A 14923-nucleotide genomic window follows, 5' to 3' on the forward strand; every position below is an offset into this window, starting at 1 on the left:
CACCTTCTTTTTCAATAATTGGTTTAGAACCTCGTTAGAATATAACAATTATCGTATTTTAAGTCAATGATAAAAGTCCTTTAAATACTGATAAAATAGGAGTATTGAGGAAAGCTACAAAAATCAAGCAATAGCTGATGCATATTATTTCATTAAAAAAATCACATCAGCTATACTAATAATTGTAAAGACCTATATTATAAAGAAAAGGAGATGTTAATCATGAATAACACAGTAACAAATTCAATTGGTTCGGGTCTAAATACATTCGTTGATTTTCTGCCGACATTATTAGGAGCTATTTTGCTATTGGTACTGGCGTGGATCGTCGCTACACTTGTTAAAAAGGCTGTTCAAAAAGGGCTGAAAGCAGCCGGTTTTGGCAAAGTTTTAACAAAATGGGGTGTAACGAATTCACAAGAGCAAGCCGAAACAACCATCGATTCCCTATCCCAAGTCCTATATTTCTTAGTTTGGTTATTATTCTTACCAGGTATCCTGGGTATGTTGGGATTAGATGCAGTTGCTCAACCAATTTCGAATATGTTTGATACTGCTTTGAACTTCTTCCCTAACTTGTTCGCTGCTGCGATTATTATGGCTATTGGGATAATTGTCGCTCGTTTTGTTAAAAATCTTGTGTACAACTTAGCACTGACACTAGATGTTGATAAGTGGGTCTCTAAACTTACAACTTCCAAATCAGCAAGAGAGGCAGCACCTTCTGCTGGTCAAAAGAGCACAATGGCTAACGTATTAGGTAATATTATCTATATCGTTATCCTGATTCCAATCGTTACTATTGCGTTAGAAACATTGAATATTCAAACAATCTCTCGTCCAATCGTTGGCGTATTGAACCAAGTTTTAGCTGCGATTCCAAATATCATCGTAGCTGTCATTTTATTAGCTGTTGGTATCGCTATTGCTAGATTTGTAGGTGAACTCTTAACCGATTTACTTTCTAGCACAGGGATCAATAATTTAACTAGATTCGTTAAGAATTCAGGAAATATGGATCTTGATATTGCTAAAATCATTGGACAAGTTGTAGCTGTTGTTATCGGAGTTTTCTTCTCAGTTGAAGCTTTAAATGTCTTAAACTTAGAAGTTTTAAACTCAATTGGTTCAGCAGTGATTGCGTACTTGCCACTGGTTATTAGTGCTATGGTCATCTTAGGAATTGGTGTCGTAGGTGGAACAGTCTTAGGTGGTTTTGTTACAAAATCGACTGGGAACAAATTCGCTGGTGAAAGTTTGAAATATATCTTGATCGTTTTATCTGTCTTCATGGCTTTAGACCAATTGAGATTCGCTACAAGCATCGTTAACACGGCCTTTATCTTGATTTTAGGTGCTTTATCTGTTGCCTTTGCTGTTGCGTTTGGTATTGGTGGGCGTGATTTCGCTAAAAGTCAATTAGCTACATTAGATAAGAAGATGGAAAAAGAAAGTAACTCATCGGACGATCAAGGGCCAACTTTATAACTGACATATCTTCAATAAAGTCAAACTTCTAATAAGGGAGTTTGGCTTTATTTTTTTACAAAAAAATCTTTTATATCAAATAATGTGGAGGCTTCCAAGAGTAATTTCTTTTGGAATAACGGGTTTGCTTGTGTAGGGCCATGGGAACAACTGTAAGCCTATAGTCTTACAGCCTTTCAAGCTTCAAACGCAGCGTAATCGCTGTGTAATTCTCATTGAATCCAATACAATGGCTACAAGCAACCCTATTCCGCCAGAATTTTCCAGTAAGTAGTTAAACTAATCTATTAACATCAGAGTTAGTGCTGGTTTCTCCTCATTGGTAAGTTAAACAAGTAATAAATGAGTAGGGAGTGTTTTAAAACTATCTTGTTAAGAGCAAGTAAGCTTTAATGAGCTCTAGTCCGAGTAACTGAGACCCTGGTTTGCGTTTGAGTAGACGTAACGAGCGTCAGTTCGAGTAAGTGAGACTCCGATTTGCATTTGAGTAATGGGAACGAGCGTTAGTTCGATTAACTGAGACTCCGATTTGCACTTGAGTAATGGGAACGAGCGTTAGTTCGATTAACTGAGACCGCAATTTGCACTTGAGTAGACGTAACGAGCACTAGTTCGAGTAACTGAGACCCCGATTTGCGTTTGAGTAGACGTAACGAGCGTTAGTTCGAGTAACTGAGATCCCGATTTGCGTTTGAGTAGTGTAAACGAGCGTTAGTTCGAGTAACTGAGATCCTGATTTGCGTTTGAGTAGACGTAACGAAAGTTAGTTCGATTAACTGAGACCGTAATTTGCATTTGAGTAGTGTGAACGAGCGTTAGTTCGAGTAGTTTATACGTGTAGGCAGGCAGATTTTAGTTTTGGACGATTTTATGGTACACTAGGTATAGGTAGTAAAGTGGGTGCTTGCACGGATGGCTGATGAAAGCAAAAAACAGTTTCAATCAGACGATTAGGTCATTGAACGTTCAAACAAGAGAGTGGTTTGTACGCAATCAATTATCTTTTTGTTTTCTTCAGCAATCCTCATGAAGCAAAGACAAAATTACTGAAAACATAAAGGATGTGTCGTATATTTGAATATACTTACCGAAAAATTAAAAGAAGTTTCACTCTCCGTTTTACCAATCGTTTTGATCGTATTGATTTTACATTTTACCATAGCGCCACTTGAAACCAATTTGTTGTTGCGCTTTTTATTAGGTGCGTTGTTTATTGTTGTTGGATTAGCAATCTTTTTATTGGGGACCGATATTGGGGTCAGCCCGATTGGGACCAACTTAGGAAAAGGGATGGCCAAGAGTAATAAAGTTTGGATCGTTGCTGTTGCCGGAATCATACTAGGGTTCTTTATCTCGATAGCAGAACCGGATCTGCATATCTTAGCCAACCAGATTGCAGATGTAACTGGGGGAGCTGTCAGCAATATGAGCATATTGATTTATGTTTCGATTGGGATAGCGGTGATGATGACGATTGGTTTGTTGCGGATCGTATTTAATATTGAATTGTACAAACTATTGACCGGCATTTATTTGGTCATCTTTATCTTATCGTTATTCACCTCAAATGAATTTTTAGCTATTGCGTTTGATGCTTCTGGAGCGACTACGGGTGCGTTGACGGTACCCTTTATGCTGGCTCTCGCATTAGGTGTATCTACCTTGAAAAAAGATGGCAAAGCATCTGAAAAAGATAGTTTTGGTTTAGTTGCTATTTCTTCTTCAGGAGCGATTATTGCCGTTATGATGATGAATATCTTTGGCGGACAAGAAGAACTTTCAGGTAGTTTAGCCGTAGATTTGGGTGGTTCGCCTTCTATCTTAGCGCCATTTATTCATCATTTCCCGATTATTATGAAAGAAATAATGACTGCTTTAGTTCCAATCGTCGCTATTTTCTTATTGTACCAATTCTTTTTCTTGAAATTATCGAAAAAAAAATTGATTAAAATCATGAAAGGAATCCTTTACGTTTTCTTTGGCTTAGTCATTTTCTTAGTTGGAGTAAATGCTGGTTTCATGGATGTTGGAAGTGTGGTAGGATATACTGTAGCAGCTTTAGACAATAACATTTATGTACTAATTGTTGCTTTCGTGCTAGGGATCGTAACCATTTTAGCCGAACCGGCTGTTTATGTTTTAACCAATCAAATTGAAGATGTTACAAATGGATATGTTACAAGAAAAGTTGTTCTGACAGCACTATCAATTGGTGTTGGATTAGCTGTTCTTTTATCCATGATTCGCATTTTGATCCCAGGCCTACAATTATGGCATTTCATTTTACCAGGGTACATGTTGGCTATCGGATTAATGTATGTCACACCTAAAATGTTTGTCGGAATGGCATTTGATGCTGGTGGTGTCGCTTCGGGACCAATGACGGCGACCTTTATTTTAGCCTTTGTACAAGGGGCTGCTGAATCGATTGAAGGGGCAAATGTCTTGCTAGATGGATTTGGGATGATTGCTATGGTCGCCATGATGCCTATTATCACATTAGAAATACTGGGCATACTATTTAAAATTAAATCTCGCAAGGGAGGAATCCACGCAAATGAATAAGGCAATTATTGAAGGAATCGACTATGACGTGTTGTTCTTAGTTGTTAACAGTGGTATAGGTAGTAAAGCATTACAAATTGCTAAAAAGAATGGTGTTTCAGGCGGGACCGTTTTTCGCGGTTCAGGAACAGCTTCCAATTCAGCCTTGAAGTTTTTTGGATTAGAAGATGTCAGAAAAGAAATTTTGTTTATGGCTGCCCGTAAGGAAGTAGCTGAAGCAGCGTTGGATGACTTAACAGAGAAATTACAATTGAAAAAAAGAAATCGTGGAATCGCCTTTACGATTCCCATTGCAAATTTATTAGGAAACCGTAGTTGCGTCTACAATACAGATGCGCACGGCAGAAAGGTTGAGGATAGGATGCATCAAGCTATATTTACAATCGTTGATCGTGGCCAAGCAGAAGAAGTGATTGACGCTGCCGTTGCGGCAGGATCGCAAGGTGGAACAGTAATCAATGCTCGTGGTTCAGGTAGTCATGAAACGAGTCGCCTTTTCTCAATGAATATTGAACCTGAAAAAGAAGTCGTGATGATCCTGACTGAACAACATACTACAGATGCTGTAGTAGCGTCTATCAGCAATGCGCTGAAAATCGAACAACCTGGAAACGGTGTACTGTTTACGATGGATGTAACTAACACAAGAGGTTTGTTCTAAAAGAGCTTGGATTTTTTAACTAAGCTAATTAAAAAATGAAATTCCTAAAAAGACGATTGTCTTATGGGGATTTTATTTTTTTGCTTATTTGTAATCGTGCAGCAGACAAATATGAGTAGATTTACAATTTTCCGGTTAAATAAAGGGATGTAAATTGAATTTATGTGATATCTAGGTTAAAATAATGAGTATCTAGTGAAAGATTTAGCGAATAAGAGCGTTTTACTTTGAGGTAGAGATTACGGATCAAGAATCAAGACGAATAGATACAATCGTTCACTTTGGATGGATCATAGGATAAAGGGAGAAGCTGATTAAAATGAAATTAACAGATGTACTACCAATGGGTCATTTAAACTACAGCGAAACCTTAGATCAGTCGCAAACCGTGAAAGGAATCACTGATAATTCAAATGAAGTCAAACCGGGCTCTATTTTTATCGCAATAAAAGGGTACAAGGAAGATGGAAGCATCTATATCCAACAAGCTATTAGTAATGGAGCCATTCTGATTATTGGCGAAAATGAACTGACGAATTTAACGGTTCCTTATTTGAAAGTGAAAAATGCTCGAAAGACAATAGGGCAAGTTGCTAAGAAATTTTATAAAGATCCATCAAAAGATAAAATAATGATTGGTGTTACTGGGACGAATGGCAAAACAACGATCAGTTTCTTTATTAAGCACTTATTAGAACACCAAGGATACAGTGTTTCCTCGATTGGGACTATCTACAATGAAATCAATGGCGAAAAAATTAAAACAATCAACACAACTCCTAATGCCATCACGATCAATCGATTGTTAACAACTTCAACGGACCAAGTTGTAGTCATGGAGGTATCTTCTCAAGGTCTGGAACAAGATCGTTTGGAAGGAATCCAGTTTGATTATGCGTTATTTAATAATTTGCAGCACGATCACTTGGATTACCACCATACAATGGAAGAATACTTTGAATGCAAAGCTTTATTGTTTCAAAAACTTAAACCAGCTGGTACGGCAATTATTAATAATGATGATAGCTGGGGCAAAAAATTAATCGAGCGTTTGACAGCGGAAGAAAAAAAAGTTGTGACCGTTGGGGAAGAACCCAATAATGAGGTTCAAATTTTAACTAAAGAACTCAATCATGTGTTAGTGAACTATAAAAACAATGAGTATAAGTTGCGTACTCCTTTACCTGGGGTACATAACTTGCACAATCTAACAATGTCTATTGGTGTGGCTCATGAACTAGGCGTGCCTTATGAACAAGTCACTCCGTATATGTCAGATTTTTCAGGTATTACAGGACGATTTGAAATCTTTAGGTTAGCCAACGAGGTGACGGTTGTCGTTGATTACGCGCATACGCCAGATGCTTTAGAGACTTCGATCAATACAGCCATCAGCAATGGTGCAAAGCGCATCATAACCGTCTTTGGTTTTGCAGGCAACCGCGATAAATCCAAGCGGAAAGCGATGTTGGAAAATGTCTGTCGCTTAAGTACGTATGCCTTTTTAACGGTAACGGAGCTCTTTGGTTTGACAATCGACAGTTTGTATGCTGATTACGTAGCCATTCGAAAAGACTGTCAAGTAGAAGAAACTACCAGTATTATTATGGATAGGACACTGGCTATTCAACAAGCAGTTGACGAAGCGCAACCAGGTGATTGGGTGTTATTATTAGGTAAAGGGCATGAGCAATACAAAGAAAACTATGCTTTGCATACCAAATCAGATCAAGAAACAGTGCATTACCTGCAAGAAAAAGGAAATCAACTTTCAACTCTAGAGCATTAATTAGAAATGAAATTGAGTTGATTAATGAGTCACAAAAGGGAAGGTGAAACGTAAGATGAGCCTAAATGAAAAAGAAAAGAGAATCTTAGAAATCATTCGTGAGAATCCTTTTATAGCACAACAAGAATTAGCAGACGATATTGGATTATCTCGTTCAGCTACAGCAAATCTAATTTCAGGGCTGGTGAAAAAGGATTATTTACTTGGCAAAGCGTATGTATTAAATGAAGAAGAACCCATCATTTGCATTGGGGGGGCGAACATTGATCGTCGTTACCTAATCAAAGATACCTTGATTCAAGGAACGTCAAATAAGGTGCAGTCTCGTACAAATGTTGGAGGCGTAGCACGTAATGTAGCTGAAAATTTAGGACGACTCGAAGAAGAAGTAATGTTGTTTTCTGTTGCTGGGAACGATGCCGAATGGACAATGATTGAAAAGCACTCAGAACATTTCATGAATGTCAAAGCTGTCGATAAAATAGAGGGGTCTCCTACCGGGACGTTTATGGAAGTAATCGATGCGAATGGCGAAATGGTTCTAGGTTTGGCTGAAGTCGATATTTTTGATAAAATGACGCCAGAATGGATTAGTAAACATCTCTCAGTCTTAAAGCGGGCAAAATATCTTATTATCGACTCGAATTGTCCTAAAGAAACCATCGAATTTTTAAATGGTTTTGCAATCAAATACAAGATACCGATTGCTTTACTGACTGTTTCAGTTCAACGACTAGCTAATCTCCCTATTTTTTTAAATGGAATAAAAATGCTGATCACGAAACACAGTGAAACGGAAGCCTATTTTAATATGACTATTACTACGGATGATGATCTAAAAGAAGCCATTAACAGATGGTTAGATAAGGGAATAGAAAATGTTATTATATCGAAAGGCAGTACTAAAATTGCATTTGGGAACCAAGAAAGTGGGACCTATATCTTCAATTATACAGGCGAACAAGATGATCGTTACAATTGGGGGATGAATGAGGCTCTTTGTGCTGGCTTGATTCATAGCCGCCTACAAGGCAAGTCGATTAAGGAAAGTGCTAGTATAGGGTTAACGAATGCTTATCTCACTTCTCAATCGCTATATGTCGTTCGCCCTAATCTAGCTAAGAACCAATTGCAAAATGAATACAATAGCTATTTATCAAAAGAAGGCTTTTATAAATAAAGCATGATTTTAGCTTAACTGAAACCGAAATAAGATAGATTTCAGTTAGGAGATATGCTATCTTTAAGGCAAATGAAGAGATAGCGAGGAAATAAAAAATGAAAATAGTGAAATACATTGGAACAGCAATAATCGTAGTCTTAGTCTTAATTTTTGTAGGGATTGCCGGTATTAGTTTCTTTTCAGCGCCTGAGAGCAGTGGACTATTCGGATACAAAGGGTACACGGTTGTGAGCGGAAGCATGGAACCTGAAATAGCAGTTGGTGATTTTATCATTGTTGAAATGGAGCCTTATGCTGAAGTTGAAAAAGAAGATGTTGTTACGTTTCAATACAATCAAGAACTCGTCACCCATAGAGTAGTCGATAAAACGGCTGAAGGGTTAGTGACAAAAGGAGATGCAAACAACATCCAAGATCAAGGTGTCGTAGCAGAAGAAAACTATGTCGGAGTCCAAAAAATACTGATTCCTTACTTTGGTCATCTTGTTACTTTTTTACAAAAACCCATTGCTTTTTCTATAGTCGTTGCTTTGTTGGGTGTCTATCTTATCCATCTGTATATTAATCCTATACCAAAAGAAGAAGAAAACGGCACTATTTAAATGAACAACTGTTTATTAACAGCATTTTCAATAGATTTATAAAATAAAGTTAAAAGAATATTTATACATCAAAAACCATGTTTTTAAATAGAAAGTGGATAAAATCATCCACCTTCTATTTTTTTTGCTTTTTTAAACCAATTTTTTTAACTCTAAATGGGGCAAAATAAGTAATAAAACGATTAAAAGACTTAGAAAAGTTAAGTGAATTTCATAATTATTGATGGAAACAACAACTTATTAATAAAAACGCTTGTTTTTATTAATAAAATGGATATATCAGTCTTTTTTATTCATTTAATATTCATTTTAAGCAATTGTGATAGTAAACTAATGTCATTAAATTGTTTGTGATCACTTGAATTTTCGCACAATTCTATAACAAAAAATGTGAAAAGACTATTAAAATAGCATTAGTTTGATTATCAAACAAAAAAATAAATTGAAAAATAGTAAACAAATGTTATATCTTACGTGATGCATATTTATTATTTTGTATAAAAACTAGATTGGTTGACTTATTTTTCTTGTAATATTATAGTAGCGAGAGTCGAAATAAGAAAACGAAATCAAACATAATGGAGGAGAATATAAAATGAAAAAAACATCCGTTAACAGAAGAAAAAAATTACCATTACTATTAGGGGCATTATTAATCATCAGTGTGGCAGCATACGGAACACGGGCTTACTTTTCAGATAGTTCTACCGTACAAGGCGATATTCAGTTGTCTTTAGGAAATGTAGATATAAAAACTAGCGATACAGAATGGGCATACAGTTCAATAGCAGGCACGAATGTTGAAAATCAAGTTATTAAAGAAAATAATGGTGATTTAGGTGAGACAATTATAGCAAGTAATACTAGTGGAAATGATGCCATATCTTATACTAACGTTCGTCCAGGAGATTCGTTCACAAAAACATATACACTTGAGAATTCCGGGTCCCTTGAAGCTACAGTAAACATAGAATCAGATTTTGATTTTTCAATCTTAGATAATAAGAGTTACAGTGATGGACCATTTAGTATTAAAGTTAATGATTTAAAAGATACTTATACACTTAAGCGAAATGAAAGTAAAAATTTTACAGTGATAATAACAGTAGATCCAGATTTAGTAACTAACGAATTTAATAAAGGTAATTCTTCGTTTGTTCCTAATAATAAAATAACTGTAGATTACTTGGAAAAAGCTTTTACAATTAATGCTGTTCAAACAAATGTTAAATAATAATTAAGCAGATTTTCAAATTTTGTAACAAGCGGTTAGTAAAATTAGCTAATCGTTTTGTTTCAAAATTTTTTTATTACATAATCCATATATTGAAGGAGAGTAGATATGAAGAAACTAAAAACTTATTTAATTGCATTAGTTAAAATCAGTTTAATTTGTTTGGCTTTTTTTTTGTTTTCTCCTTCTTTAAAGGCCCATGCCATGTTTAGTGATACAACCAATATCAATATGGGAATCAAACTAGAGCTTGGAACAGTTAGACTAACTGCTGACACTAAACTCATTGATCCTGTAAATTTTACGGATGGTGATTCTGTTTTAATCTCTGATAGTAAGCTTATAAATGATGGTAGTCTAACGGGTAAATTGGCCTATAAAATCAATGTAACAAAAGAAGATGGCACAAATCCGACTACAGAAAATATGTCAGTTGTCATAAATTTTCGTGATGTAGCAAATGAAGTAATGGCAAGTGTAGACTCTTTAAAAACAGACAATTACACTTTTGCTAAAGACAGTAGCGGCAATGATGTTATTATTGAACCGCTCGGTGAGGTACCCGTTACAGTTAAGTATAAAAGTAATGTTCCGACAGATGATGAGAAATTAAAAATTACTGTTACATTCAGATTGATTCAGTCTAATGCAACCGATGCAAATGCTAAAATGTTTTCAGATGAAGAATCACTGATGAACACAGTTACTCTTGTTCCGGAAGTTGTAGAAGAAGAAAGTTACTGGCCAAAAGAAGATACATTTATTAAATCTAAAAAAGGAAATGTTACTTATAGCATGGAAAAGATGAAAGTAGTTTTTAGTGAGGTTCTTGATGTATCTGATTCGAACAAAAGATACATCAAGAATTTGAACAAGGCTATTCTATATATTAAATTTCCAGATAAAGAAAGTGTAACAAAACAAATTAATGGTAATCAAATGTTTAAAGTTACACAAATATTAACAGGTAATGAAGCAATCAAATATGAATCTATAGAGCTGAATGAGGAACATAATGGCATGATTCTTACTTTCAAATTAGATGAGGATTACACTTATAATCCAGCTAAGCCAAGTGATTCACTTAGTTATGCTAATAAAGGTAAATATGAATTAACTTTAGGTATTGAGATTCAAAAGTATGGTATGCATGGGCAAAATAACTATTCCTATTACGATAATTTAAGCGAGTATGAGCCGTACTTTGCTACACGATTAATTTTAAGTTCAGATTTAGTGGTACCTAGTGAGAATAATTCTTATACGAATTATTCTCAATTACCAATCAAACTGACAGCAGATAAGGTTTTATTATCTTTTAAAAAGTTTGATTCATGGAATCTTACATCTGCGAACCCAGCAGAATTTGATGATGTTCAGTTGACTAACGAAACTGTTGCCATTGAAGTAAAGGGAGGGAAATCAGGTCAAATATACTCTTTATTAAACCCAGATAAGACATTCTCTCTATGGTTAAATTCTAATGAAACATTAAATAATGCGGTCTTAAACGTGAAAATTCTAGGTGATGCGGGAAATACGTTAGTTATTTCTAGAACATTAATAAATGGAACTCCACCTTCATCTAATAAATCCACAGCCGGATCTACAACTCAATCTTCAAGTAAGAGATCAATGAGCGTGCCTTTAGTAGTTGAAGAAACTGAGGAACCAACTGAACAAGTGACAGATTCAAAGGAAAGTGTAGAAGAAACAAATTCAACAATGGACAGCTCGGTGGTGGATGAATCAGCCGGTGAAACTCCTATTGAAGAATCTGGTGAAGAAGAATTGATTGATGAAACTGAAGTAACAGAAGAAGTTGTAGATTCATCATCAGCTGATAGTAGTGTTGAACAAACAGAACAAAAAGAGAATTAGATTAATTTAATCTAATTCCTTTTTTTTGTTTTTTTTTTTGAAATAACCCTTAACTAATAAAAATTTATGCCGATTATGTATATAAGTAATAGAATACAATGAAATAAAATTTTATTTCGTAATTGTTAATGTAAGGGCTATATATTAGTTTTAAGGATTTTTATACAATGCGATTAATTAAATAACTTGTATTATCAAGAATAAGTGGTATACTATATGTATAATAATTGATAAAAATGAATAATAGGGAGCGGCGGTTTTATGCGAAATCCAACAATTCAATCTCACACAAAAGGAAAAAATACTCTTTACGTGCGTTTAAGTTTAATTGTACTTTTAGGATGGACCGCATTTTTATCTGGATATCTACTTCAGCCTGTTTTTGTTAAAACGATCGATGGATTCACTAGTGTTTATCATAATTATTTCCTATCAGAACAAATGGTGAATAAAGAATCATTCATAACGATTGCTGATTCTGGCAGTACTGAAAATTACTTAGTAGAAGAAGCACAAAATTTGAAACAAGAAAAGAATCAAGAAGTGACTGTTTTAGCTTATGAGGGTTCCGCTCTACATACTGAAGATAACTTGAAATATAAAGCTGAGACAACAAGTGAAGGAATAAGGATGACGAATTTTTATCATCATGAAAATGTCAGTCCGGATACAACCTTATCTAGAAAATGGGATGTCAGTAAAAATAATTTTGACTTAGTAAGTGGTCTGCTTACAATCAATTTAACGATTGAAGATGGCTTAACGGCTAGCGCTATCTTGACGCAGTCAAAAGGGTTGGTAGAATTGTTAATGGTCCATAATGCAGAAAAAGAAATCCAAGCTATTAATCTTACAATTAAAAGTGGCAAACAAAATTACTCATTTGAATCAGTAAATGAAGATACGTTAAAGAGCACAGAAATGATTTACACTAACTAAAATAAAGATTCCAGTTCTTTTAGTAAAAAAGAATTGGAATTCTTTTATTTTTTTTGCTAAAACCGTTCGTTAGTAACCGTTTTACTTAAAAAAATATGATACAATAAGAAAAGCTTGTTGTAATGAACAAATCAGCTAAGGCAAATAGGTTTGGCTTGGTCAAGGAGGAATACGCATGTCAGGATGGGCAATAGTTGGTGTAGTCGTAGCAATTGTATGTGTCATTATTCTTTATTTATATTTACAAAACACCCAACTAGAACGAACACAAATTGAACTAAAAATCCCATTTACAGGGAAAACGTTAAGTGGAACAAAAATCGTTCATTTAAGTGATTTTCATTTGCCGCGACAAGGTGTGTCGGTAAAAAAATTGATTGAAAAAGTAGCGCAAGAAAAACCGGATATGATTGCATTGACTGGTGATTTGATCGATGTACGAGATGATTTTCCACAAGAGGCATTAGCAGACTTGTGCCGTTCGCTAGTTGAGATTGCTCCAACATTTGCAGTGACAGGAAATCATGATTTGAATTCGGGCCATTTAAAAAAATGGGAAGCAACATTAACTTCTGCCGGTGTAAGAGTGTTGAACGATGAAGCAGAGTGGTTGCCTATTGGTGAAGATGGGATCGTTGTAATGGGGTTGTCAGAAAAAGAAGATTTTAGTTTAACACCAAAGCCTATTTTAAGAGGCGTAATGATAGAAGAATCGTTGCGCACAAAACCGCGTATTTTATTGGCACACCGTCCAGAGTTATTTGAAGAATACCTGATGGATTTAACGCACGTACCTGCGTTGACGCTTAGTGGGCATGCTCACGGCGGACAAGTGAGATTGCCGTTCTTAGGCGGCTTGTTTTCACCAGGTCAAGGAAAGTTCCCGTCGTTCACTAGTGGAATTTATTACGACCCTGAAATGCCGGCTTACCGGATGATGGTCAGTCGAGGAATAGGAAATTCAACTTTCCCGTTTCGTGTCAATAACCGACCAGAAATGATAGTTATTATCCTGCATTAAGAAATTAAAATTAGAAAACAAAAAAAGTGATTGCAGCCAAAATGAGCATTTTGGAGGCGGTCACTTTTTTTTGTTTTGCAAGTGTTTTCTTTTGAAGTTTGAGACACTCTTGTTTAAACTAAAGGTAACAAAGTTTAGGAGGGGATATCGATGGTAGAAAGCTTATTAGACAGAATGGCATTGAACAACGGGTACACGATTCCAGGGATTGGTTTAGGAACAAGTGGAATGACCGGTAAAGAAGCTGAAGATGCTGTTTTTTCAGCAATTATGAAAGGTTACCGATTAATTGATACAGCTTCACAGTATGGCAATGAAGCAGATATTGGGCACGGGATCAATCGTGCGGTCAGTTCAGGTGTTTCTCGTGATGAAATTTTTCTGGTCACTAAAGTCTGGAAAACAGAGGCTGGGTTTGATAATGCGATCCAAGCTTTTGAAGCCAGTTTAAATCGATTGAATCAACCCTATGTAGATTTGTTGCTGATCCATTGGCCTGATAAAGATGGCGCAGTGAACTTAGACACGTGGAGAGCATTAGAAGATATTTACGAATCTGGCAGAGCTAGATCGATTGGAGTAGCTAATTTTAGCAAAGGTGACTTAGCTGAATTATTGAAGGAAGCAAAAGTACGGCCAGCAATCAATCAATTTGAAATTTATCCAGGAAATCCAAATGAAGACTTAAACGACTTTTGTGATTCTGAGAATATTGTTAGTATGGCTTATAGTCCATTGAAAAGAGGAAATATCAGTAAAGAGCGCCACTTGACAACGATTGGTGAAAAATACGGCAAGACACCTTCACAGGTAGCTTTACGTTGGGATATCCAACGAGATGTCATTCCGATTCCAAAATCCAGCAATAAAGACCGCATTCAAGAAAATGCTGAGGTCTTTGATTTTAAATTGTCAGATGAAGACATGAACACGATCAATAACTTAGATAAACAAAATAGAGACCGAAATCCTAATAGTTTGATTCGTTCTGAAGTTATGAGAGCGCGTAACCATCGGGAAAAGAAGCAAGGACGTAAGTAATCTTTAGTATAAGTGTACGGATCCTGTAAAGAAGTAAATCAGATTAGGAGTAAGCTGATTTTCAACACAAACAGCTCGCTCAATGGCCAATGGATAAAGTGTTTTTCTTAAACGCAAATTATTCATTGGTTTTTTTTGAAGAAATAAGAAGGGACAAATGTTTAACTTCTGTTTAATAAATAGACATAATATTTAATCATAATTTGCCTATTGTAGTGCAGATATTGAAATGAAAATTTGGTTAGAAAATGATATAGTAAATTTACGAAACAAAGAAGGAGTGAAGCCGTGAAAAATAGGAACAAATGTTTGTCATATATCTGTCTCTTATCTACCTACGCCTGTCCCTCTCCAAGCCCTTACACGAATCTCTTAAATTAAAAAAATACCTATACCCCAATTTACTACCTAGTACCCTTATCTTTTATTTTATTCCTCCTGAAACAATCTCGTATACCCACGATTTGTCTGGCAAGCTAATCTTTACGGATTGTTTTTTTTAAGGTAGTGATTCATAGA

General features: G+C 35.5%; 11 protein-coding genes. All 11 read left to right on the forward strand.

Going from position 1 to position 14923, the window contains the following annotated elements; genetic code table 11:
• Positions 1-222: 222 nt before the first annotated feature.
• The 11 genes from BP17_RS04555 (at position 223) to BP17_RS04605 (ending at position 14404) form a co-directional block, all read left to right on the forward strand.
• Positions 223-1488, forward strand: coding sequence for a mechanosensitive ion channel (locus BP17_RS04555; RefSeq protein WP_051910448.1), 1266 nt, complete (start codon positions 223-225; stop codon positions 1486-1488).
• Between the two features lie 1074 nt (positions 1489-2562).
• Entirely contained in the window at positions 2563-4053 is a 1491-nt protein-coding gene (locus BP17_RS04560; RefSeq protein ID WP_035052109.1) for a DUF1538 domain-containing protein, read from the forward strand.
• A complete protein-coding gene (locus tag BP17_RS04565) occupies positions 4046-4714 on the forward strand; it encodes a P-II family nitrogen regulator (RefSeq protein WP_035052112.1) in 669 nt (222 codons plus the stop codon). The genes BP17_RS04560 and BP17_RS04565 overlap by 8 nt, the downstream gene beginning before the upstream one ends.
• Positions 4715-5033: 319 nt before the next feature.
• Positions 5034-6503 (forward strand): UDP-N-acetylmuramoyl-L-alanyl-D-glutamate--2,6-diaminopimelate ligase, encoded by a 1470-nt coding sequence (locus BP17_RS04570; RefSeq protein WP_035052114.1) that lies wholly within the window; start codon positions 5034-5036, stop codon positions 6501-6503.
• 55 nt (positions 6504-6558) lie between these two features.
• Positions 6559-7683: a carbohydrate kinase gene (locus BP17_RS04575; protein WP_035052116.1), complete on the forward strand. Its 1125-nt coding sequence runs from the start codon at positions 6559-6561 to the stop codon at positions 7681-7683.
• A 98-nt stretch (positions 7684-7781) separates the two neighbouring features.
• Entirely contained in the window at positions 7782-8288 is a 507-nt protein-coding gene (locus BP17_RS04580) for a signal peptidase I (RefSeq protein WP_035052118.1), read from the forward strand.
• Positions 8289-8883: 595 nt separating this feature from the next.
• On the forward strand, positions 8884-9522 hold the full coding sequence (locus BP17_RS04585; RefSeq protein ID WP_035052120.1) for a hypothetical protein: 639 nt from the start codon (positions 8884-8886) through the stop codon (positions 9520-9522).
• A 108-nt stretch (positions 9523-9630) separates the two neighbouring features.
• A complete protein-coding gene (locus BP17_RS04590; protein WP_035052122.1) occupies positions 9631-11403 on the forward strand; it encodes a hypothetical protein in 1773 nt (590 codons plus the stop codon).
• A gap of 261 nt (positions 11404-11664) precedes the next feature.
• On the forward strand, positions 11665-12342 hold the full coding sequence (locus BP17_RS04595) for a hypothetical protein (protein WP_035052124.1): 678 nt from the start codon (positions 11665-11667) through the stop codon (positions 12340-12342).
• Positions 12343-12517: 175 nt separating this feature from the next.
• Positions 12518-13363 carry a metallophosphoesterase gene (locus BP17_RS04600; protein ID WP_035052125.1) on the forward strand — a complete coding sequence of 282 codons (846 nt, stop codon included), beginning with the start codon at positions 12518-12520 and terminating at the stop codon, positions 13361-13363.
• Between the two features lie 150 nt (positions 13364-13513).
• Positions 13514-14404, forward strand: coding sequence for an aldo/keto reductase (locus BP17_RS04605; protein ID WP_035052127.1), 891 nt, complete (start codon positions 13514-13516; stop codon positions 14402-14404).
• Positions 14405-14923: the final 519 nt, after the last annotated feature.

The organism is Carnobacterium pleistocenium FTR1, from assembly GCF_000744285.1.
GTDB lineage: Bacteria > Bacillota > Bacilli > Lactobacillales > Carnobacteriaceae > Carnobacterium_B > Carnobacterium_B pleistocenium.